At 59.4% G+C, this 21,623-nt stretch carries 16 protein-coding genes, 1 tRNA gene and 1 pseudogene; 4 read left to right on the forward strand and 14 right to left on the reverse strand.

Annotated features, from left to right (window positions below; genetic code table 11):
• Positions 1 to 30: 30 nt before the first annotated feature.
• Together ACM6IP_RS09020 and ACM6IP_RS09025 are read right to left on the reverse strand one after the other, a co-directional pair.
• The gene (locus ACM6IP_RS09020; protein ID WP_095170609.1) at positions 31 to 492 is read right to left on the reverse strand and encodes an Lrp/AsnC family transcriptional regulator; all 462 of its coding nucleotides are present in this window, start codon (positions 490 to 492) and stop codon (positions 31 to 33) included.
• 90 nt (positions 493 to 582) lie between these two features.
• On the reverse strand, positions 583 to 1,377 hold the full coding sequence (locus tag ACM6IP_RS09025; protein WP_095170607.1) for a lipopolysaccharide biosynthesis protein: 795 nt from the start codon (positions 1,375 to 1,377) through the stop codon (positions 583 to 585).
• A 248-nt stretch (positions 1,378 to 1,625) separates the two neighbouring features.
• On the opposite strand from ACM6IP_RS09025, the pseudogene ACM6IP_RS09030 reads away from it, so the two are divergent.
• Positions 1,626 to 1,865, forward strand: a pseudogene (locus ACM6IP_RS09030) (helix-turn-helix transcriptional regulator); the annotation flags it as partial.
• Between the two features lie 145 nt (positions 1,866 to 2,010).
• Here the strand turns inward: ACM6IP_RS09030 and ACM6IP_RS09035 are convergent.
• From ACM6IP_RS09035 to rpsU, 7 genes are all read right to left on the reverse strand, one after another.
• A complete protein-coding gene (locus tag ACM6IP_RS09035; RefSeq protein WP_414861314.1) occupies positions 2,011 to 3,345 on the reverse strand; it encodes a type II toxin-antitoxin system HipA family toxin in 1,335 nt (444 codons plus the stop codon).
• A gap of 2 nt (positions 3,346 to 3,347) precedes the next feature.
• The gene (locus ACM6IP_RS09040; RefSeq protein ID WP_095170602.1) at positions 3,348 to 3,608 is read right to left on the reverse strand and encodes a helix-turn-helix domain-containing protein; all 261 of its coding nucleotides are present in this window, start codon (positions 3,606 to 3,608) and stop codon (positions 3,348 to 3,350) included.
• Between the two features lie 303 nt (positions 3,609 to 3,911).
• A tRNA-Ile gene (locus ACM6IP_RS09045) sits at positions 3,912 to 3,988 on the reverse strand.
• A gap of 15 nt (positions 3,989 to 4,003) precedes the next feature.
• Complete coding sequence (locus ACM6IP_RS09050) at positions 4,004 to 7,747, reverse strand: EAL domain-containing protein (RefSeq protein ID WP_414861315.1); 3,744 nt, start codon at positions 7,745 to 7,747, stop codon at positions 4,004 to 4,006.
• A 123-nt stretch (positions 7,748 to 7,870) separates the two neighbouring features.
• Positions 7,871 to 9,718: an RNA polymerase sigma factor RpoD gene (gene rpoD / locus ACM6IP_RS09055; RefSeq protein ID WP_095170598.1), complete on the reverse strand. Its 1,848-nt coding sequence runs from the start codon at positions 9,716 to 9,718 to the stop codon at positions 7,871 to 7,873.
• Positions 9,719 to 9,785: 67 nt separating this feature from the next.
• Positions 9,786 to 11,744, reverse strand: coding sequence for a DNA primase (gene dnaG, locus ACM6IP_RS09060; protein WP_320333138.1), 1,959 nt, complete (start codon positions 11,742 to 11,744; stop codon positions 9,786 to 9,788).
• 488 nt (positions 11,745 to 12,232) lie between these two features.
• Entirely contained in the window at positions 12,233 to 12,448 is a 216-nt protein-coding gene (rpsU, locus tag ACM6IP_RS09065; RefSeq protein WP_002551877.1) for a 30S ribosomal protein S21, read from the reverse strand.
• A 199-nt stretch (positions 12,449 to 12,647) separates the two neighbouring features.
• On the opposite strand from rpsU, the gene tsaD reads away from it, so the two are divergent.
• Positions 12,648 to 13,673, forward strand: coding sequence for a tRNA (adenosine(37)-N6)-threonylcarbamoyltransferase complex transferase subunit TsaD (gene tsaD / locus ACM6IP_RS09070; RefSeq protein ID WP_095170594.1), 1,026 nt, complete (start codon positions 12,648 to 12,650; stop codon positions 13,671 to 13,673).
• A gap of 34 nt (positions 13,674 to 13,707) precedes the next feature.
• On the opposite strand, the gene plsY is transcribed toward tsaD, so the two are convergent.
• Positions 13,708 to 14,277 (reverse strand): glycerol-3-phosphate 1-O-acyltransferase PlsY, encoded by a 570-nt coding sequence (plsY, locus tag ACM6IP_RS09075; RefSeq protein ID WP_095170592.1) that lies wholly within the window; start codon positions 14,275 to 14,277, stop codon positions 13,708 to 13,710.
• 74 nt (positions 14,278 to 14,351) lie between these two features.
• Between plsY and folB the strand changes: the two genes are divergently transcribed.
• Positions 14,352 to 14,705: a dihydroneopterin aldolase gene (gene folB, locus ACM6IP_RS09080; protein ID WP_095170590.1), complete on the forward strand. Its 354-nt coding sequence runs from the start codon at positions 14,352 to 14,354 to the stop codon at positions 14,703 to 14,705.
• Positions 14,696 to 15,214 (forward strand): 2-amino-4-hydroxy-6-hydroxymethyldihydropteridine diphosphokinase, encoded by a 519-nt coding sequence (gene folK / locus ACM6IP_RS09085; protein WP_401125674.1) that lies wholly within the window; start codon positions 14,696 to 14,698, stop codon positions 15,212 to 15,214. Before folB ends, folK begins: the two co-directional genes overlap by 10 nt.
• Before the next feature lie 78 nt (positions 15,215 to 15,292).
• Here the strand turns inward: folK and ACM6IP_RS09090 are convergent, their stop codons facing one another.
• From ACM6IP_RS09090 to ACM6IP_RS09105, 4 genes are all read right to left on the reverse strand, one after another.
• The gene (locus ACM6IP_RS09090) at positions 15,293 to 16,522 is read right to left on the reverse strand and encodes a multifunctional CCA addition/repair protein (protein ID WP_320333136.1); all 1,230 of its coding nucleotides are present in this window, start codon (positions 16,520 to 16,522) and stop codon (positions 15,293 to 15,295) included.
• Positions 16,523 to 16,585: 63 nt separating this feature from the next.
• Complete coding sequence (locus ACM6IP_RS09095) at positions 16,586 to 18,148, reverse strand: SpoVR family protein (RefSeq protein ID WP_095170584.1); 1,563 nt, start codon at positions 18,146 to 18,148, stop codon at positions 16,586 to 16,588.
• The gene (locus ACM6IP_RS09100; protein ID WP_095170582.1) at positions 18,145 to 19,416 is read right to left on the reverse strand and encodes a YeaH/YhbH family protein; all 1,272 of its coding nucleotides are present in this window, start codon (positions 19,414 to 19,416) and stop codon (positions 18,145 to 18,147) included. Before ACM6IP_RS09100 ends, ACM6IP_RS09095 begins: the two co-directional genes overlap by 4 nt.
• Before the next feature lie 203 nt (positions 19,417 to 19,619).
• Positions 19,620 to 21,542 carry a PrkA family serine protein kinase gene (locus ACM6IP_RS09105; RefSeq protein WP_095170580.1) on the reverse strand — a complete coding sequence of 641 codons (1,923 nt, stop codon included), beginning with the start codon at positions 21,540 to 21,542 and terminating at the stop codon, positions 19,620 to 19,622.
• Positions 21,543 to 21,623: the final 81 nt, after the last annotated feature.

The following is a 21,623-nucleotide window of genomic DNA, read 5'->3' on the forward strand; positions in this document are numbered from 1 at the left end:
GGTGATGCTTCGATATGACGAATATTCTGGTCAGACTGGCTGGCCGCGGTCGATCTTGCTGCTGAGGATGATCGAGGTGGTGGTTTTCTCGACGCCATCGACGCTGCCGATCTGGTCGAGCAATTGGTCCAGTTGCTCCGGCGACTCGGTGCGCAGCCAGGCGACGTAATCGAACTCACCGCTGACCGCACAGAGTTGCTGGACCTGGGCCATGCTGCTCAGGCGGCGCAGTACTTCCTTGCCGGAGCGCGGCTGCACGGTGATGCCGACATAGGCCTGCAAGCCGCCGTCGACCACTCGCTGGCCGAGGCGCACGCCGTAGCCGGTGATCACCTTGGCCTTTTCCAGGCGCGTCAGCCGCGACGTCACCGTGGTGCGCGCAATGCCCAGTTGCCGGGCGAGCATGGCCACGCTTTCGCGGGCGTTGAGCTGCAAGGCGGCGATCAATTGGCGGTCGATTTCATCGAGCGCGAGGGGGCGAGTGTCAGGCAAAACGGCTTCTCCAACAGCACAGGTCAGTGGGCGTGCATGTTACAGCACATCCATGGCGGCGCTGGGGGGACAACTGCGCCCTTTAAGGTCTCATTTGAGAAGGGTTCTGAGGGCCGGGAGATCGATTCTCGGAATCACACTGTCAGGAATCCGCGAGCTGCTGGACAGGTTATACACGGCGAAGTTTTCCCCCATGACTTTGTTCGACATCAACTTCAACGAGGGAAGAATCCGCGTGTGGAAATGCTTGTCGAGGCCGCAAGGGGAGAGCACTGAGCCTGTGGTTTCATAAAAACGCCCGGTGGACTGATTCAGATCGACCCCCACCAGGAACACTTTGCTGAAGCCCAGGTGGTGGGCCAGTTGCAATGCCAGATAGGCCACCGTGCGGGCATCAAAAAAACCATCACTGAGGTTCTTGCTGAAGCCAATACTCTTGGCTCGTTGCCCGATGGGCGCACGGCTTTGCACCAGGTTCTTGTTGCGCCGAAAAAAATAGTCGAGCCAGGTTTGTTTCGGGGCACGTTTGAGCGTGAACAGTTTCCCCGCCGGGTGCACGTTTGTGCGGCGCGCATACTCTGCCCACAAGGCAACCCGTTGGCTGATTTTCATCGCATGGGCAAAAAACTCAGGCTGCTGGAGCGGAAAGCTCATGTCGGTGCAAACGTAGAAGTGCGGCCGGATGGCCGTCTTGCTGAACAGCGAGATCGCACCATTCATGGTGATCATCGGGATGTGAGCGAATTCTTCGATCGGGAAGTCCTTGGCCGAACTGCCCGAGGCGATAATAAACACAGCGCCGCTCTCGGTGTGGCGACACTCTTCGAAATCACGCACATGACTCAACCTGGAGTCTACTGCTGGATGTGCCTGAACTACTTCCATGTCCGATGTCCGCTAGGTATGCCATTGACTGTATTGATGTTTTTTTATACGCCCGGAAACGGGATCAGTCGCGGCTGATTCAAGCACGGAATGACGCCCACAACTCTCAGGCTCGCCAGGCAGGCAAGGCTCGAATCTAGCAAATGCTGAGTGATGTGACCAACCCCTAAACGCACGAATGGGCAGGCGGTCGCAAATAGCTGGGAAAGCTGTTGCAGGGAACGAAGGGCGGGGAATATTGAGGGTATGAGCAGCTCCGCCAACGCCGCCTGAATCGCGGGCTGACCCAAGCCCGCCTCGCGGCCCTGGCGGGCATCACTCGACAGAAGGTTATCGCCATCGAAAAGGGTGATCTGTCGGTGGGCATGGTCGCTTATGCACGAGTCCTGGGGGCTCTGGATGGTGAGTTCGCTATAGTTCCGGCCGCCATGCCAACGCTTGATGAAAGTTATTCGCCTCACGGCAGGGATAGCTGGACATTTGATTAGCGTGGTTAGGGGTGAATCAGCGCGCGTCGACTAGAAACACGAAAGTCGCTTCAATGCCAATCTTCGGATATTTGGCTCACTGGGGCGTCGCAGCGCAAGGCTGCTGTGGGGAGTGGTTTAAACCAGTTGGCCCCCAGCTATAGTTTCAGTGCTTCTTTGCCAGCAATTCAGAGCGACCAATCACCTCTCGGCTGCGCTCTGTTTTGCGCGGCCCTGAGAAACCAGCCTCTTCGATGGCGGTATCCAAGCCGCGAAAATGCGGGGCGGCTTTGGGGCTGCGCAATGTTTCCATGCCTTCGTTCCAGGCGTGCAACATGTGTTTGGCCACATCGCGCCAAGCGGGCTCATTTCTCGATGCTTCGATAACTTCGAGTCCGACCTCTACGGCGGATTCGCAGAGTTGTTCGACCATGGCAGCGTACTTGCTCGGAGGAATGCTCAGCACGGCTTTGAAAAATGTTTCCAGTGATCGACCCGGTGTCCAGGTTTGTCTTCTGCCTACGGACAGACCAGGAGGGCTGCTAGCGAAGCGCGGGTAGGCCTGAGTGGTCACCAGGTCATAGACCGGAGTAAAGGCCACGTCAGCACGCGAGGTATAAAACAGCGCGATGTTCTTCGAATGGCAGTCGGCATTGCGCACCACGTAGTTGGTCAGTAGCTGCCAGCCTAGGTGCTCGCGTTGAGCCTGGAGACGGTCAGCGGGGATGTAGGCCCGTGTGGCATTCCACACCCGTTCGGTGGTGGGGGCGTACTTTTCATGTGGCGGCAAACCCAGTAGCCCACAGGCGTCTTCGACGCCGCAGCGTGGGAGGCCGTGCTCGTCCACGTCGAAGCGATCTACTACCAGGATTTTGCCGTCCTCAGACATGCGACAAGTTGCGACCGGTACGACATTAAGCCGCGCCAGTACGCGCATGGTGTAGAACTCGTTGAAACCTAGAAAAGGGGTAGTGTCGTCGGAGCCTTTGATGATGTGAAAGCCCGTGCGCAGGGTCGGTTTGCCTAGCGGCTTCCGAGGTTCGGCGGCGTCGGTGGCAATGAATTTTGGCACGACCCCTGAAACGGCTACCCGAGCGTATTGCCGTACCAGTGCGGCGAATCGGTCGGTGGTGTTTTGCGCCCTGAGAAGGTGGTTGATCTCCAGGGGAGCCATCTCGACGCCTGGCTGAATGCCTTCAGGCGTGACCGAGACTCTGCCGATGCCGGTGCCTCCCACCACGCCCAGCAGCGACAGATCGGTGCCATCGAGCAGCGGGCCAAACTCTTCACGGATAACACCGAGCAAATAACCCTCGGGCAGGTTTTGCCGGAAAAAAGGGAACAGGTCGCGGGGCCAGCGCCATGCTTCTTCGCGAACAGGCATCGTCAGGCTGACAAAGTCTTCCACTGCTGTTCCTGGAAGATACTTCAGCACGTATTCATCGCGCTCCCGGTAGAGCTTGGCCACTAACCTTGAGCTGACGTGAACGTCGAGGATCATGCTCAAGCACTCCCTGACCGCTGTTCGCTGAGGATGTCTTCAACCGTGCGTTCGTGCCCGGCTTTAACTAGCTTCAGGTCATAGCCTGCTGCTTCCAGCAGCCGAACCAGCACTGAGACGCTCATATCGCCTTTGGCCAATGTTTCCATGCGCGCTACCGTGGTGCGTGAAACGCCGGCACGGCTGGCCAGTGCGTCCTGGCTCAGTTTCGCATCGCCACGCGCCTGTTTCAGCATTTCGGAAATATCGTAGAGAGAGGTCATTTGTAGCCCCTGGGCATCTAAAACAGATTTGATGCAGGAAAATGTAGCTCTTGGGCTACATCTGCGCAAGAGACGCCACATTTGATTTATGGCTCACGGGCTACAGAATAGGTGTCCTAGTTATTATTTGTGGCTTGAAGGCTACAAACTAGCTGGCTTGTCTAGATACTGAATCCATCCACTTGGCTAGCATTGGGCAGTCCTCTACGGTCGACGTCCACGGACTGTGGACGGGCAGCTCATCGGCCAATGTAGTGGTCCATCCAGAAACACGAAAGCCGCGCAGTGCGCGGCTTTCGGATTTGGTGGGCCCACACGGACTTGAACCGTGGACCAAAGGATTATGAGTCCTCTGCTCTAACCAACTGAGCTATAGGCCCTCAGTAGGCCGCGGATTATAGCGATGGTTTCTCGGCTGTGCTATCCGAAAAGTCCGAAACTGCGATACGAAGGAAGGTTGCGGCGAATTCGTCGGCGGGCAGGGGCAGGCTGACGATGTAGCCCTGGATCTGTTCGCAGCCTTCGCCGGCGAGGAACTGCTGTTGGGCCTGGGTTTCCACGCCTTCGGCGATGATGGTGAATTGCATGCTGCGGCCAAGGGCGATGATTGCGCGGACGATGGCCACGTCGTGGGGGTCGTCGGGCAGGCCGCGGACGAAGGACTGGTCGATTTTCAGGTAGTCCAGCGGCAGGCGCTTGAGGTAGCTGAGGGAGGAGTAGCCGGTGCCGAAGTCGTCGATGGCCAGTTGCACTCCCAGGCGTTTGAGTTGGTGCAGGACTTCCAGGGCTTCTTCGGCCTGGCTCATGATGAAGTTTTCGGTGATCTCCAGTTGCAGCAGGCCGGGTTTGAGGTGGTTGTCCCTGAGCAGTTGTTCGATGCGCCCCAAGAGGTTGGGCTGGCGCAGTTGGGCGCCGGCGAGATTGACCGAGAGTGAGCCGAACCCCTCGTAGCGCTTGCTCCATTCGTGCATCTGCAGGCAAGCCTGTTCCAGTACCCAGTCGCCGATCTGCAGGATCATGCCGTTTTCTTCGGCCAGGGAAATGAAGTGCTCGGGCGGTACATCGCCGAAGGTCGGGTGGTGCCAGCGGATCAGCGCTTCGGCGCCGACCAGGCGTGGATGGTTGAGGCTGATTTTCGGTTGGTAGTACAGGGACAATTCGTTGCGTTCGATGGCGCGGCGCAGTTCATGTTCCAGGGCTATGCGTTCGCTAGCCTGGGCGGTGAGGTCGCGGGTATAGCTTTCGACCCGGTTGCGGCCTTTGGCCTTGGAGCGATACATGGCCGCATCGGCGTTCTTGACCAGGGTGGCGACGTCGCTACCGTCCTTGGGATAGAGGCTGGTGCCGATGCTGGCGCTGATGAAGAACTCATGTTCACCGGCCTGGAACGGCGCGCCAAAGCAGTTCAGCAGCTTGTTGGCGATGTTGTCGGCATCGCTGGCTTGCTGCAGGCCCGGCAGCAGGATGATGAACTCGTCGCCGCCCAGGCGGGCCACGGTGTCGATGTCCCGCAGTTGCTCCTTGAGCCGCACGGCGATGCCCTTGAGCAGGAGGTCGCCGACTGGATGCCCGAGGCTGTCGTTGATGTGTTTGAAGCGGTCGAGGTCGAGAAACAGCACGGCCCCCAGGCCACCCTGTTCACGTTGGCCGTTGAGGGCTGTCAGCAGGCGGTTTTCGAACAGCGTGCGGTTCGGCAGGCCGGTCAGCGGGTCGTGGTGGGCCTGATAGTCGAGCTTGGCCTGGGCGTGCTTGAGGCTCGAAATATCGGCAAATACCGCGACGAAGTGGGTGATGAAGCGGTCCTTGTTGCGCACCGCGCTGATGGTCAGCCAGCTGGGGTACAGCTCGCCATTTTTGCGCCGGTTGGAGATCTCGCCCTGCCAATGGCCCTCGGCGGTCAACTGATGCCACATGGCCGCGTAGAAGGCGCTGTCGTGCAGGCCCGAGGCCAGGAGCCTTGGGGTGTGGCCCAGGGCTTCGGTCTCGCTGTAGCCGGTAATCTCGCTGAAGGCACGGTTGACGGCGCTGATGTGCTGCTGGGTGTCGGTGATCAACACGCCCTCGGCGGTGCTCTCGAACACGGTGGCAGCCTGTTGCAGTTTTTCCTGCATCAGGTGCCGCTCGGTAATGTCCCGGGCGATGGTCAGCATGCATTCTTCTTCGCCGATCGGTAGCGGTCGGCTGGACATTTCGCAGAGGCGGATCTGCCCGTCGTTGCGCCGGATGTGGCAGGTGAAGTCGCGCACTAAGCCGTCGCGTTTGAGCAGGTCGAGCATTTTGCGACGCTCATTGAGGTTGACCCAGATCCCCAGGTCGAGGGTCGAGCGATCCAGGGACATGGCGCTATTGAAACCGGTGATGCGGCTGAACCCTTCGTTGACCTCGATCAGCAGACCGTCGCTGACCCGTGAGAGCAGCAGGCCATCAGGTGAGGCATGGAAGGCCTTGGCGAACTTCTCTTCGGAGGTCTGCAGTTGCTGTTGGGTTTCCTTGAGCTGGCTGATGTCCCGGACCACCACCACCAGCGCTGGCGTGGTGTCGAGCTCGAAGGGCTCGGCGGAGATCAGGCCGGTGAACACTTGGCCATTGCTGCGGCGAAAGGGCATCTCCAGGTTGCGAATGCTGCCGGCCTGCAAACGCTGCAACAGTCCCGGGCCGACGCCGGCAATGCCCCAGATGTTCAGATCGGTGGCGGTTTGTCCCACCACTTGTTCGGCGCTCAGGCCGATCTGCTCCTCGAAGGCCTCGTTGACTTCCAGCAGGCAACCGTCGGACAGGCGCGCAATCACCAGGATGTCCGGGCACTGCTGGAACACCGAGGCAAACTTCTGCTCGGAGAGGCGCAGGGCTTCTTCGGTGCGCTTGGCTTCGCTGATGTCGATCATCAGGCCACGCATGATCGGCTCGTGGCCGTGTTCGATCAGACTGACGATGTCGCGTACCCACAGGCAACGCCCGTCGGCCGTGATCACTCGGTAGTCGAGGCTGTGATCGCGCCCGGCCAGCACTTCGTGATCGCAGAAACTCTGGGCCCGTGTCAGGTCGGCGGGGTGAATGATGTTGCGCCAGAAGCCGGGAATCAACCAGTGGGACAGGGGGTAACCGAGTAGATCTTCGGCGTGGGGCGACACGTAGCTGTAGGTGAAGTCACTGATGCGTGCTTCCCAGGCGATGGCGGACAAACTCTCCACCAGGCCGCGGTAATGGTATTCGCTGCTGCGCAGTTCCTGTTCCAGGGCGACCCGCCGGGAAATTTCCGAGCTCAGGCGGCGATTGATGCGGATCACCACGGCGAGAATCGCGATCAGCAAGCCCACACCGGGCAGGCCATAGATCAACAGGTCGGACCAGAAGCCCCGGTGATCGAGGACGTTGCCTACCCAGTGCTCCTGGATGGCGCTGATTTCCCCGGGGCTCATGTCGGCCAGCACTTTGTCGAGGATGCTTACCAGCAGTTTGTTATCCCGTGGCACGGCCATCGCCAGTTGGTAGCGATAGGGGGTTTCGCCGCTGACGTAGAGCCCATCGAGCTTGAGTTGGCGCAGGCTCCAGACACTGGACGCGAGGTCGCCGACAACGGCGTCGACCTCATCGGTAGCCAGGGCCTGCAGCGCCGAGCTGACATTGGGCAAGGGCACCAGGTTGAGATCGGGGTGCTGGGTGCGCAGCAGTTCGTGCGGGGCGTAGTTTTCCACCACGGCGATTTTCAGGCCGTAGAGGTCCTCAAGGTTATGGGGCTGGGCGCCTCCCACATGGGCCAGGATAACGATGGGGAAATCCAGGTAGGGTCGGGTGAAGGCCAGGTAGTTCTGGCGCTCGGGGGTGGACATGATGCCGGGCAGCAGGTCGAGCTTGCCCTTTTTGACCTGGTCCAGCACCTCGGTCCAACTGACCGGCTCCACGGGCGTAACCTTGACGGCCAGACGATCGCGCACCACGTTGATGTAGTCCGCCGCCAGGCCCTGGTAGCGGCCTTGCTCGTCACGAAACTCGAATGGCGGCCACGACGCGTCGACGCCCAGGCGTAACTCTGGATGAGCCGCCAGCCAGCCACGTTCTTCGTCATTAAGAGTCAGCGCGCCAGCCGTTGCGGTCCAGGTCATCAGCGACAGTAGCAGCACGGCCGGGAGTCTGGGCATAACGGTCTCGTTATGGCTTGGGGGGGAATGTTTCGAGTGTAGACGGGCTGGGCGGCGGGAGCGATGTCGCGAGGATTTAATCTGCATAAAGCAAAACCCCCGGCAGGGCCGGGGGTTTTGTGATCACTCGTCGAGGAAGGAGCGCAGATGCTCGCTTCTCGTCGGGTGGCGCAGCTTGCGCAGCGCCTTGGCTTCGATCTGACGAATCCGTTCACGGGTAACGTCGAACTGCTTACCAACTTCCTCGAGGGTGTGGTCGGTATTCATGTCGATGCCGAAACGCATGCGCAGGACCTTGGCTTCACGGGCAGTGAGGCCGGAGAGTACTTCGCGAGTCGCTTCTTTAAGGCTCTCAACGGTAGCGACATCGATTGGCGACTGCATGGTCGAGTCTTCGATGAAGTCACCCAGGTGGGAGTCTTCGTCATCACCGATCGGGGTTTCCATGGAGATCGGCTCTTTAGCGATCTTCAATACCTTGCGGATCTTGTCCTCAGGCATTTCCATGCGTTCGCCCAGCTCTTCCGGGGTCGGTTCGCGACCCATTTCCTGCAGCATCTGCCGGGAAATACGGTTGAGCTTGTTGATCGTCTCGATCATGTGCACCGGAATACGGATGGTGCGGGCCTGGTCGGCGATCGAGCGAGTGATCGCCTGACGGATCCACCAGGTGGCATAAGTCGAGAATTTGTAGCCACGACGGTATTCGAACTTGTCCACCGCTTTCATCAAGCCGATGTTGCCTTCCTGGATCAAGTCAAGGAATTGCAGGCCACGGTTGGTGTACTTCTTGGCGATGGAGATCACCAGACGCAAGTTCGCTTCGACCATCTCTTTCTTCGCGCGGCGGGCCTTGGCCTCACCGATCGACATGCGACGGTTGATGTCCTTGATCTCGGCGATCGTCAAACCGGTTTCGGTTTGCAGTGCGGTCAGCTTCTGCTGGCAACGAATGATGTCCGGTTGCAGGCGACCGATGGCTTCAGCGTATTTGCTTTTGCCTTTGGCCAGTGCTTCGGTCCAGCTTTCGTCTACTTCGTTGCCCGGGAACTGGCGCAGGAAGTCGGCACGCGGCATACGTGCATCACGTACGCAGAGTTGCATGATCGCGCGCTCTTGCTGACGCAGACGATCCAGGGCACTGCGCACACGCTCGACCAGGCCTTCGAATTGCTTGGGCACCAGCTTGATCGGCATGAACAGCTCGGCCAACGCGACCATTTCGGCAATTGCTTGCTTGTGGTCACGACCGTGCTTTTTCAGGGCCTTGCGGGTAATTTCCATCTGGTCGGCGACAGCGCCAAAACGCTGGGCTGCGATGACCGGATCCGGACCGCTTTCGGCTTCTTCTTCGTCGTCACTGGCTTCAGCGTCGTCTTCTTCGGCATCGTCGGCAGCAGGCGCTGCTTTCGGGTCGACAGGCGGCGGCACTTCTGCAGCAGGCGGCGCAATCCCGTCGTCCGGGTCGATATAACCGCTCAGGACGTCAGACAGGCGACCACCTTCGGTGGTGACGCGAGTGTATTCGGAGAGAATGTGATCAACCGTGCCAGGGAAGTGCGCAATCGCGCCCATCACTTCACGGATGCCCTCTTCAATACGCTTGGCGATTTCAATTTCGCCTTCACGAGTGAGGAGCTCTACGGTACCCATTTCACGCATGTACATGCGCACTGGGTCGGTAGTGCGACCAATGTCGGTCTCAACCGCTGCCAACGCTGCTGCTGCCTCTTCGGCCGCGGCTTCGTCGGTATCGGCGTCGGCCAGCATAAGGGAATCCTTATCTGGCGCAACCTCGAATACGTTGATCCCCATGTCGTTGATCATGCGGATGATGTCTTCCACCTGTTCCGGATCTGAAATATCCTCCGGCAGGTGGTCGTTGACCTCCGCGTAAGTCAGGTAGCCCTGCTCACGACCGAGTGTGATCAACTCTTTGATACGAGACTGCTGTTGCGCTTTTCCGGACATAACACCCTATCCACTGAAGGTCTTGGCGGGCAAAAAACAAGCCGAGGATTATACCTGAGCTATGACCTCACGCGCCAGTTGAGGTCGGGCTTGATGCGGAAACATTGCGACTTAGAAGGTCGCGCAGTTGGTTTTTCTCATCGCTACTCAGCTCACTTTGACGTGCTTTCCTGAGCAGTTGTTCCAGGTTTCGCTCGCGTTGGCGGGCTGACAAGCTAGTTATGGTGTCGAAAAACTGTTGTTCAAGGTTGTCGCCATCAATCAACCATTCCTTTTCGGCCAATGCCTTGAGCAGGCGACCTTGTTCGGTCCCGTGCCAGCGCGCAATCAACTGAAATGAGTTTAGCTTGGGATTCTTCTGTACCGCTTCGAGCAGTGCCACCAGCAATTGCGTGTTGGAGTGGTCCTCGGCCGCGAAGTGCCCGGCGTCCTCGACTTTTTCCGCCAGTTGCGGGTGGTGCAGTAGCGTGCGTAAAGCGGCCAGTGTTGGTGGTTCGACGGCGGCCGGGACGCGCGGGGCACGTGGCTGATCGCGATCGCCGCCTCGCTTGCCTTTTTTGTCCCAGGGTTTGTCTTCCCATTTCTTGCCGCCGCCAGACTTTTTCGGCGTCCATTCCTGCTGGGGCGCGTAGGCTTCCTGCGGTTGATGGTAGTCGGAATAATCCGGCATGGCGTCGTAATCGATGCCTGGATCGTAGGCTGGCGGCGCTTCTTGTGGTGCGCTTTGCACCAGTTGGCTGACCGCTTCGCTGTTGAGGCCGGTGATTTCGCTCAGGCGCTGGCGCATCAGGGTGCGCAGATTTGCCCCGGGCACCTTGTCGATCAGCGGCGCGGCGAGGGTGGCCATGTGGGCCTTGCCCTCAAGCGAGCGCGGATCGGACTCTTCGATCAACTGCTGGAAGAAATAGTCGGCCAGGGGTTGTGCGTGCTGGTTGATGCGGGCACGAAAGGCGTCGGTGCCTTCGGAGCGGACCAAGGTGTCCGGGTCTTCGCCTTCCGGCAGGAACAGGAAGCGTGCGCGTCGTCCGTCCTGCAGGCTCGACAGCGTCGACTCCAGGGCGCGCCAGGCGGCATTGCGCCCGGCTTGGTCGCCATCGAAGCAGAACAATACGTTGGGCACCACCCGAAACAGGCGCTTGAGGTGTTCTTCGCTGGTGGCGGTGCCGAGTGTGGCGACGGCGTTGCGCAGGCCTTGCTGGGCCAGGGCGATGACGTCCATGTAGCCCTCGACGACGATGATCTCGTCGAGGTTGCGGTTGTTTTTGCGCGCTTCATACAGGCCGTAGAGCTCCTGGCCTTTATGAAAGACCGGGGTTTCCGGTGAGTTCAGGTATTTCGGCTTGTCGTCGCCCAGCACCCGGCCGCCAAAGGCGATGATGCGTCCACGGCTGTCGCGGATCGGGAACATCACGCGATCGCGAAAGCGGTCGTAGCGCTTGCCGCTTTCGGCATTCTCGATCAGCAGGCCGGCATCGATCATGGCTTTCTGTTGCAGGGTGTCGCTGCTCAAGTGCTTGAACAGGTTGTCCCAGCCAGGAGGCGCAAAACCCAGGCCGAAATCCCGGGCGATCTCACCGGTCAGGCCGCGGCCCTTCAGGTAGTCGACCGCGGCTTTGCGCGCCGGATGGCTTTTCAGAGCCTGGCGGTAAAAGTCGGCGGCGGCGTTCAGGAGCGGGTACAGCGGCGAGTCGGTGGGTTGCCGGGGTTTGTGCGGGCGGCCACTTTCTTCGCGGGGAATTTCCATGCCGGCGGCTTTGGCCAAGTCCTCGACGGCCTGGGGGAAGTCCAGGTTGTCGTGGTCCATGAGGAAGCCGAGGGCATTGCCTCCCGCGCCGCAGCCAAAGCAGTAATAGAACTGTTTGTCCGGGCTGACGCTGAAGGAGGGGGTCTTTTCTTTGTGGAATGGGCAGCAGGCAGTGTAGTTCTTGCCGGCTTTTTTCATTTGCAGCCGCGAGCTGACCACATCGACGATGTCGGTGCGGTTCAGAAGGTCGTCAATAAAGCTCTGGGGAATCAGCCCGGCCATGGCGTTCTCGTCATCACTGCATGTGAGTATCTGGCCCACGCGAGAGGCGAGTGGATACCGGTCATGATTTTGAGGCGCGGCAAGTGTGCGGCTCGACCAGGTATCGTCTGCGTATTCGCGGTAGGGGAGTGTATCCGCCGAAAATCCACTGAGGTTAGTCCCAATCAGGGTTCGACTGTTCGAAAGTATTGCGCTGAGTCCCGCAGTGCCCGGTGACAGGCCTCGGATAGCTCAAAAGCAGGCACGCAAGAAGGCGCCTTGGGCTGATCGTCGTTGAGAGGAATCAGTAGGGTGTGCTCGTCAGTAGCCTTGGAAGGCTCGTCAGAAGAGACGTGCACTGCTGGCAAAAGAGCCAGGTCTGACGTGTAAAGCAGTTTGTCGCGGTCGCGTCTGCGGCTTTGACAGTGAAGCATCAAGCGATATCCGCAAATGCCATAAGCCCGGCTGAGGGCCGGGCTTGGCAGAAGCTTGCTACGATCGTCTGTGTATTAGTACAGACGAACGGCGCGGCGCTGTTCGCGCTGAACTTTCTTGGCGTGACGCTTAACAGCGGCTGCTGCTTTGCGCTTACGCTCAGAAGTTGGCTTCTCGTAAAATTCGCGGCTACGAACTTCAGCCAGTACACCGGCTTTTTCGCAGGAGCGCTTGAAACGACGCAGAGCTACGTCGAAGGGTTCGTTCTCTTTTACTTTGACGGCTGGCATCCAGAGCTACCTTCATTCATTACCGGGGTCAACATCCTCGCGGCAAAAGAGCACTTGAAGACGTCGGTTTTTAAGGGTTGCGGATGTTAACCCCTCATCGCTCGGAATGCAAAGCCTCTGATCGAAAACCGCTGGTCGGGGCATCCCATGGGGACTATTATGCGCGCCTTCGAATTTAGCCTAAACAAGGCGCAAACCCATGCTAGTACTGGGATTAGAAACCTCCTGCGACGAAACCGGCGTCGCACTTTACGACAGTGAAAAAGGTCTGCTGGCCGACGCACTGTTCAGTCAGATCGACCTGCACCGTGCCTATGGTGGCGTGGTGCCAGAGCTGGCTTCACGGGATCACGTCAAGCGCATGCTGCCCTTGATCCGTCAGGTCTTGGCTGAGGCGGACTGCGTGCCGACCGAGATCGACGCGATCGCCTACACCGCGGGTCCCGGCCTGGTGGGCGCCTTGCTGGTGGGGGCTTCCTGCGCCCAGGCGCTGGCGTTTGCCTGGGGTATTCCGGCCCTCGGCGTGCACCACATGGAAGGGCATTTGCTGGCGCCGATGCTCGAGCCGCAACCGCCCGAATTTCCGTTCGTCGCTTTGTTGGTCTCCGGTGGGCATACGCAGCTGGTGCGGGTCGATGCAATCGGTCAATACGAGCTGTTGGGCGAGACCCTCGACGATGCCGCGGGTGAAGCATTCGACAAGACGGCGAAGATGATGGGACTCAATTACCCCGGCGGTCCGGAAATCGCTCGTCTGGCAGAGCACGGTGTCCCGGGACGATTCACCTTCCCGCGGCCGATGTGCGACCGGCCGGGCCTGGCGTTCAGCTTCAGTGGCCTGAAAACCTTTGCGCTGAACACCTGGCAGCAGTGCGTCAGCGCTGGAGACGACAGCGAGCAGACTCGTAGCGACATCGCACTGGCCTTCCAGCAGGCGGTGGTGGAGACTTTGACCGTCAAGTGCAAGCGCGCCTTGAAACAGGCGGGTCTCAAGCGTCTGGTGATCGCTGGCGGCGTGAGCGCGAACAAGGCTTTGCGGGTTTCCCTGGAGAAAATGCTCGGTGATATGAAGGGCGACGTTTACTACGCCCGCCCGGAGTTCTGCACCGATAACGGCGCGATGATCGCTTTTGCCGGCTGCCAGCGTCTGCAGGCTGGGCAGCATGAAAGCCTGGCGATCAGCGTGCAGGCACGTTGGCCAATGGAGCAGTTGTCGGCGCTGTAAACCGGGTCTGGTGAAGGTGGCTCAGGGGGCGGGGTTAAAAATGCCGTTCGCGCCCGGCAAACAGGTCGCGTAGATTGCCGCGGTGGCGCCAGACGATCAGGATCGTCAGGACGCTCATGGGCAGCAGCGCTGCCGGCTCCTGCCAGGCCAGCAATGGCAAGGTCAGGGGTGTGGCGATCAACGCCGCCAGCGAGCTGGTGCGGGTCAGGTAGAAGGTCAGCAGCCAGCCGCCAATGGCCAGGAGTGCAGCCGGCGGGTAGAGCCCCAGCAGCATGCCGGCGGCGGTCGCCACGCCTTTGCCGCCGCGAAAGCGAAAGTACAGCGGGAACAGGTGGCCGATGACGGCGCAGATGCCGACCCAGGCCTGTTGTTGGATCGACAGCCCGGCGATGGCCGCCAGCAGAACCGGCAGCAGGCCTTTGCACAGGTCGCCCAGCAACGTCAGGACCGCGAGTTTTTTTCCCGCCAGGCGTAACATGTTGGTGGCGCCGGCATTACCCGAGCCACTCATTCGCGGATCGGGGTTACCGGTCAGGCGGCTGAGCAAAATGGCGAAGGACAGCGAGCCAAGCAGGTAGGCGAAAATCGCCAGTGACCAAAACATGCTAACTATTCCGGGCGAGGACGCCCTGATTCTAACGGCGCATTGCGCCCTTGTCGTGCTGCGGAGAAAAGTGCTTGGACAGAGTGTTTATCGAGGGCCTGGAAGTCGACACGGTAATCGGTGCCTACGACTGGGAGCGCGGCATCCGTCAGTGCCTGCGTCTTGATCTGAGCTTTGCCTGGGACAATCGTCCGGCAGCAGCCGGCGATGACCTGACCCTGGCGCTCGATTACGCCAGTGTTTCGACGCGTATCCAGGCGTTTGCCGAGCAAGCCCAGTTCCAGTTGGTGGAGACTTTTGCCGAGCGCCTGGCCGAAGTGTTGATGAGCGAATTCAAGATCACCTGGATGCGTCTCAAACTGACCAAGCCAGGGGCCGTTCCGGCGGCTACTGGCGTGGGCGTGGAGATCGAGCGCGGATGTCGCTAACTCAGGTATTTCTTGGGCTGGGCAGTAATGTCGAGCGTGAAACCCATTTGTTGGCGGGGCTGGAAGCGCTGAGTGGGTTTTTGGTGGATATGCGCTGCTCGGCGGTATTCGAAAGCCAGCCGGTGGGGATCAAGAGCGGGCCGTTTTTCAACTTTGTGGTGTCGGCGTTTACCGGCCTGCCGTTGATCGAACTGGATCGCCGCTTGAAGTTCATCGAGGCCGATAACGGCCGTTACGCGCCGGATCGCAAGGGGTTGCCGCTGGATATCGACGTGTTGTTGTACGGCGATCTGGTGGGCAACTTTGACGGTTTGATTCTTCCGCGTGCCGAAATTCTGAAAAATGCCTTTGTGTTGTGGCCGTTGTCGCTGATTGCCCCGGACCGGGTGCATCCGGGAGCGGGAAAAAGCTTCGCGACGCTGTGGGCTGAGGCGCAGATTGATCAGGTGTTGGCGCCGGTGGCATTCGAGTGGCGTGGAGAGCCGCTGACGCCTTTGAATCTGCTCTGACCCCAGCTCCCACATCCAGGATGAACACCGTCCATGTGGGAGCGGGCCGGGCGCTGCTCCGCTTGCCCACGATGCTTTTCAGGCAGATGCCGCCTCTTTGTAGGCTTTCAGTGCCTTGAGCCGTTCGCGCTTGAGCGCTTCGCCCAGTTCCGGGCCCTTGAATCCCTGTTCCAGCAACGGCTGAACCGCCACGTTGCGAGCGGCGGTCGCTGCGCCACGCAAGTAATCCGCTTGTGGATAACTTCTTTGCTCCAGGCCCTTGCGCCCACGAGCATCCATCTCGCAGGCGACGATGAATTCTTCGAAGCGCTGCGGGCGCCGATAAACGTCAAAGCTTTGCAGCAGTTCGAGTAAGGTCGAGGGCTTTAGCTCCAGTGCGCGGTGGCCGTGGGTGTGGTACTCGCCCACCAGCAATGCCAGTTCCTGGCAGTCGCGCGGAGCCTTGAAGCGGTTATTGACCGCCTTGATCAGCTTCAGGCCCTTGTGTTCATGGGCAATGTGCCGGGGCCACTCGTCTTGTGGGGTCAGGCCTTTCCCCAGATCGTGCAGCAAGCAGGCCCAGCGCACGGTCAGCGGTTGTTTGTGTAGGGCGGCCTGGTGCAGGACGCTCAAGGTATGCACGCCGCTGTCGATTTCCGGGTGATGGACTTCGGGTTGGGGCACGCCGAACAGCGCATCAATCTCCGGCAACAAAACCTTCAGTGCGCCACAGTCGCGTAGCACCTGAATGAACACCTGGGGCTGCTCCTCCATCAGGGCGCGGGAGATTTCCTTCCAGCTGCGCTCGGCAGTCAGTGCCTGCAATTCGCCGGATTCACTGAGTTGGCGCATCAGCTCCAGAGTCTCTGGGGCTACGGTGAAACCGAGCGCGGCATACCGGGCGGCGAAACGGGCAACCCGCAGGACTCGTAGGGGATCTTCGGCGAACGCGGGGGAAACGTGGCGCAGTACGCGGGCCTGGAGGTCGCGTTGACCCTGGTAGGGGTCGGTCAATTGGCCGTGATCGTCTTCGGCCATGGCGTTGATCGTCAGATCCCGGCGAATCAGGTCTTCTTCCAGGGTCACTTCGGGGCTGGCGTGAAAGGTGAACCCACCATACCCGCGCCCGCTCTTGCGTTCGGTGCGGGCGAGGGCATATTCCTCCCCCGTCCTGGGGTGCAGGAACACCGGGAAGTCAGCACCAACCGGGCGAAAGCCCTTGGCGAGCATCTCTTCGGTGCTGGCACCCACCACGACCCAGTCGATATCGGTAACAGGTTTGCCGAGCAGGCGATCTCGCACTGCGCCGCCGACTTTATAAATCTGCATAAAAAACCTCCGTTAGCTCGACAGGATAACCCTTGCATCGAGCCAACGGAGGCCAGGTTGGTTTCAAAGATGAATGACGGCCAGGTCGAGCCGGCCGTAGTCGCCCTCGCTGTGCTCCGATCTGGGCGGGACGTGATGGGTTTTCATGACCTGGTCGCCTTGCAGGGTTTCCAGGTGAATATCGAAGCCCCACAAACGGTGCAGGTGCTTGAGTACTTCCTCGGTCGACTCTCCCAGGGGTTTGCGATCGTGTTGTTGATGGCGCAGGGTCAGCGAGCGGTCGCCACGGCGGTCGATGCTGTAGATCTGCACGTTGGGTTCGCGATTGCCCAGGTTGTACTGAGCCGCCAGGGTTTCCCGGATAGTCCGGTAACCGTCCTCGTCATGGATGGCGGGCACCAGCAGGTCGTCCTTCTGGTCGTCATCGAGGATGCTGAACAGCTTCAGGTCGCGGATCACCTTGGGCGACAGGTACTGCAGGATGAAGCTCTCATCCTTGAAGCTGCTCATGGCGAACTTGATGCTCGACAGCCAGTCGGTCCCGGCGACGTCCGGGAACCAGCGGTAATCTTCCTCGGTGGGCTCTTCGCACATGCGCCGGATATCGCGGTACATGGCAAAACCCAGGGTGTAGGGGTTGATCCCGCTGTAGTACGGGCTGTCGAACCCCGGCTGGTAGACCACGCTGGTGTGCGAGGTGAGGAACTCCATCATGAAACCGTCGGTGACCAGGCCTTCGTCATACAGGTCGTTCATCAAGGTGTAGTGCCAGAACGTCGCCCAACCTTCGTTCATCACCTGGGTCTGGCGTTGCGGGTAGAAGTACTGGGCGATCTTGCGCACGATGCGCACGATTTCCCGCTGCCAGGGCTCCAGCAGCGGTGCGTGTTTCTCGATGAAATACAGGATGTTCTCCTGGGGTTCGGCGGGAAAACGCGCGTTGTCTTTCTCGTTGTACTTGTCGGCACCCTTGGGAATGGTGCGCCACAGGTCGTTGATCTGCTTTTGCAGGTGTTCTTCACGGTCTTTCTGGCGGCGCCGTTCTTCCTCCGCCGAGATCGGGTATGGGCGTTTGTAGCGGTCGACGCCGTAGTTCATCAAGGCGTGGCAGGAGTCCAGCAGGTCCTCGACGGCGTCGATGCCATGGCGCTCCTCGCATTGCATGATGTACTGCTTGGCAAACACCAGGTAATCGATGATCGAGCTGGCATCGGTCCAGGTGCGGAACAGGTAGTTGCCCTTGAAAAAGCTGTTGTGGCCGTAGCAGGCATGGGCCACCACCAATGCCTGCATGCAGATGGTGTTTTCTTCCATCAGGTAGGCGATGCAGGGGTCCGAGTTGATCACGATTTCGTAGGCCAGCCCCATCTGGCCTCGGCTGTAGGATTTTTCGGTGCTGAGGAAGTGTTTGCCATAGGACCAGTGGTGGTAGCCCAGGGGCATGCCCACGGAGGCGTAGGCATCCATCATTTGCTCGGCGGTGATCACCTCGATCTGGTTGGGATAGGTATCCAGCGCATAACGGGCCGCAATACGGCTGATTTCGCGGTCGTAGGCCTGGATCAGCTCGAATGTCCATTCGGAGCCGGTGGAGATGGGTTGGCGCTTCTGCTCTTTGGCGGTCATGTCACTAACCTGCGCTGGAAGAGTTCACGGAAGACCGGATAGATATCCCCGGCCGAAACCAGTTGCTGCTGGGCAAAATTGTCGGAAAAGGCTTCGGCAATACGCTCGTATTCGTACCACAGGGCCTGGTGTTCGCGCGGGGTAATCTCCACATAAGTGTAGTACTGCACGAACGGCATGATCTGGTTGATCAGGATGTCGCGGCAGATCGGCGAGTCATCGTTCCAGTTGTCGCCGTCGGAGGCCTGGGCGGCGTAGATGTTCCAGTCGTTGCTTGGATAACGCTCGGCCATGATCTCCTGCATCAGTTTCAAGGCGCTGGAGACGATGGTGCCGCCGGTTTCGCGGGAGTAGAAAAACTCCTCTTCGTCCACTTCCCGGGCACTGGTGTGGTGGCGGATGAAGACTACGTCGATCTTGTCGTAGTTACGCTTGAGGAACAGGTACAACAGGATGAAGAAGCGCTTGGCGATGTCCTTGGTCGCCTGGGTCATGGAGCCGGAAACGTCCATCAGGCAAAACATCACCGCCTTGGAGCTGGGGTTGGGTTGCTTGATCAGCAGGTTGTACTTGAGGTCGAAGGTGTCCAGGAACGGTACGCGGTGAATACGTGCGCTAAGACGCTCGATTTCTGCTTCGATTTCCTGGATATCGCCGAAGTTGTCTGGTTCTTCCAGTTTCAGTCGTGCCAGTTCGTCCTTGGCGTCGCGCAGTTTGGCGCGGCTGCTGCCGGACAGGGCGATACGCCTGGCATGGGCTGAGCGCAGGGTGCGGATGATGTTGATCCGCGATGGGTTGCCTTCGTTGCTGATGCCGGCTCGCACGGTCTTGAAGGTGTCGGTACCGGTCAGGTTGCGCTTGACCAGGTTGGGCAGCTCCAGGTCTTCGAACATGAATTCGAGGAATTCTTCCTGGGTAATCTGGAAGACGAACTCATCCATGCCTTCGCCGGAGTTGCCGGCCTTGCCCGGGCCTTTACCGCCACCTCCACCGGGTGGACGTGCAATATGCTCACCGCTGGTGAATTCCTTGTTGCCCGGATGCACCACGGTCTGTTTGCCACCACGACCGTGATGAAGCACCGGTTCGTCGATATCGCGACCGGGAATGCTGATCTGTTCGCCGTGTTCCATATCGGTGATGGAACGCCGACTGACCGCCTCTTCGACGGCCTTTTTGATGTGATCACGGTAACGCCGCAGAAACCGCTGACGGTTTACCGTGCTCTTGTTCTTGCCATTGAGACGTCGGTCGATCACATAGCTCATGACTGCTCCTTAGAAGCTGTCCTGAAAGGGGCGAGCGGTGACGCAGCATGGACTCAGGCCAAGGGACGTTTCACGCTCCCCCAAGCGCTCAGGGTGCTGCCTGTACCTCGCTACCGACTTTCGAACACCTTCCAGAGGCCTGTGTAACAGAAAATGCGTAGACAGGCCTCTGGCTAACGACAACCGGTCTGACCGGCAGCGGGTTACTGTGATTTTCTGACCCGCAGGTACCACTCGGAGAGCAGTCGTACCTGTTTGTCGGTATAGCCGCGCTCGACCATCCGTGTGACGAAGTCGTTGTGCTTTTGTTGGTCCTCTTTGCTGGCCTTGGCGTTGAAGCTGATGACCGGCAGCAGGTCCTCGGTGTTCGAGAACATTTTTTTCTCGATGACCACCCGCAGTTTCTCGTAGCTGAGCCAGGTCGGGTTCTTGCCGTTGTTGTTGGCCCGGGCACGCAGGACGAAGTTGACGATTTCGTTGCGGAAATCCTTCGGATTGCTGATGCCCGCCGGTTTTTCGATTTTCTCCAGTTCTTCGTTCAGGGCTACGCGGTTGAGGATCTCGCCGGTTTCCGGGTCGCGGTATTCCTGATCCTGAATCCAGAAGTCCGCGTACAGCACGTAGCGGTCGAAGATGTTTTGCCCGTACTCGCTGTAGGACTCCAGGTACGCGGTCTGGATTTCCTTGCCGATGAACTCGATGTAGCGCGGTGCCAGGTATTCCTTGAGGAAGCGCAGGTACCGTTCACGGGTTTCTGCCTGGAACTGCTCCTGCTCGATCTGCTGTTCCAGCACGTAAAGCAGGTGCACCGGGTTGGCGGCGATTTCGTGCGGGTCGAAGTTGAAGACTTTCGACAGGATCTTGAAGGCGAACCGGGTCGAAAGACCGTTCATGCCTTCGTCGACACCGGCGGTGTCGCGGTATTCCTGGATCGATTTGGCCTTCGGATCGGTATCCTTGAGGTTTTCACCGTCGTAGACCCGCATTTTCGAGTAGATGTTCGAGTTTTCCGGCTCCTTGAGGCGCGAGAGCACGGTGAACTGGGCAAGCATCTTCAGGGTGTCGGGGGCGCAGTGAGCCTTGGCCAGGGAGCTGTTGAACAGCAACTTGTCGTAGATCTTCACTTCATCGCTGACCCGCAGGCAGTAAGGCACCTTGACGATGTAGATCCGGTCGATGAAGGCTTCGTTGTTCTTGTTGTTGCGGAAGGTGTGCCACTCCGATTCGTTGGAGTGCGCCAGCAGGATCCCGGTGAACGGAATCGCGCCCAGGCCTTCGGTACTGTTGTAGTTGCCTTCCTGGGTGGCGGTCAGCAGTGGGTGCAAGACCTTGATCGGCGCCTTGAACATCTCGACGAATTCCATCAGGCCTTGGTTGGCCCGGCACAGGGCGCCCGAGTAGCTGTAGGCGTCGGCGTCGTTTTGCGGGAATTCTTCGAGCTTGCGGATATCGACCTTGCCCACCAGTGCCGAGATGTCCTGGTTGTTCTCATCGCCCGGCTCGGTCTTGGCGACCGCGATCTGGTTGAGGATCGAAGGGTAGAGCTTGACCACGCGGAACTGGCTGATGTCGCCGCCGAATTCGGCCAGCCGTTTGGTCGCCCAAGGCGACATGATGGTGTTCAGGTAGCGCCGGGGAATGCCAAAGTCTTCTTCCAGGATCGCGCCGTCTTCGGTGGCGTTGAACAGCCCTAGTGGCGACTCGAATACTGGAGAGCCCTTGATGGCATAGAAGGGCACTTTCTCGATCAGTTGTTTGAGCTTTTCGGCCAGGGACGACTTGCCGCCGCCGACGGGGCCGAGCAGGTAGAGGATCTGTTTCTTCTCTTCCAGGCCCTGTGCGGCGTGGCGGAAGTAGGAGACGATCTGGTCGATGCATTCTTCCATCCCGTGGAAGTCCTCGAAGGCCGGATAGCGTCGGATCACCTTGTTGGAAAAAATGCGCGACAGCCTCGAGTTGGTCGAAGTGTCCAGCAATTCGGGTTCACCGATTGCCAGCAGCAGACGCTCGGCGGCGGAAACGTAGGCGCTACGGTCCTGTTTGCAGAGTTCCAGGTACTCCTGCAGCGAGAGTTCTTCCTGGCGTGTTGACTCGAAGCGTTGTTGGAAGTGGCTAAAGATACTCATGACGTCACCTCGCTCGATACGTGGAGCCGACGTCGGATCATTCAGTCGATGCTGGTCAGCAGCCGCAATTTCAGCTGCTTT

The sequence above is a fragment of the Pseudomonas sp. IT-P176 genome (assembly GCF_949767245.1).
GTDB lineage: Bacteria > Pseudomonadota > Gammaproteobacteria > Pseudomonadales > Pseudomonadaceae > Aquipseudomonas.

Bases quoted from the DNA above. Each gene is read 5' to 3' on its own strand.
- ACM6IP_RS09025 (WP_095170607.1), bottom strand. From the start codon at position 1,377: ATGGAAGTAGTTCAGGCACATCCAGCAGTAGACTCCAGGTTGAGTCAT.
- ACM6IP_RS09035 (WP_414861314.1), bottom strand. From the start codon at position 3,345: ATGATCCTCGACGTTCACGTCAGCTCAAGGTTAGTGGCCAAGCTCTAC.
- ACM6IP_RS09040 (WP_095170602.1), bottom strand. From the start codon at position 3,608: ATGACCTCTCTCTACGATATTTCCGAAATGCTGAAACAGGCGCGTGGC.
- ACM6IP_RS09050 (WP_414861315.1), bottom strand. From the start codon at position 7,747: ATGCCCAGACTCCCGGCCGTGCTGCTACTGTCGCTGATGACCTGGACC.
- rpoD (WP_095170598.1), bottom strand. From the start codon at position 9,718: ATGTCCGGAAAAGCGCAACAGCAGTCTCGTATCAAAGAGTTGATCACA.
- dnaG (WP_320333138.1), bottom strand. From the start codon at position 11,744: ATGGCCGGGCTGATTCCCCAGAGCTTTATTGACGACCTTCTGAACCGC.
- rpsU (WP_002551877.1), bottom strand. From the start codon at position 12,448: ATGCCAGCCGTCAAAGTAAAAGAGAACGAACCCTTCGACGTAGCTCTG.
- tsaD (WP_095170594.1), top strand. From the start codon at position 12,648: ATGCTAGTACTGGGATTAGAAACCTCCTGCGACGAAACCGGCGTCGCA.
- plsY (WP_095170592.1), bottom strand. From the start codon at position 14,277: ATGTTTTGGTCACTGGCGATTTTCGCCTACCTGCTTGGCTCGCTGTCC.
- folK (WP_401125674.1), top strand. From the start codon at position 14,696: ATGTCGCTAACTCAGGTATTTCTTGGGCTGGGCAGTAATGTCGAGCGT.
- ACM6IP_RS09090 (WP_320333136.1), bottom strand. From the start codon at position 16,522: ATGCAGATTTATAAAGTCGGCGGCGCAGTGCGAGATCGCCTGCTCGGC.
- ACM6IP_RS09095 (WP_095170584.1), bottom strand. From the start codon at position 18,148: ATGACCGCCAAAGAGCAGAAGCGCCAACCCATCTCCACCGGCTCCGAA.
- ACM6IP_RS09100 (WP_095170582.1), bottom strand. From the start codon at position 19,416: ATGAGCTATGTGATCGACCGACGTCTCAATGGCAAGAACAAGAGCACG.
- ACM6IP_RS09105 (WP_095170580.1), bottom strand. From the start codon at position 21,542: ATGAGTATCTTTAGCCACTTCCAACAACGCTTCGAGTCAACACGCCAG.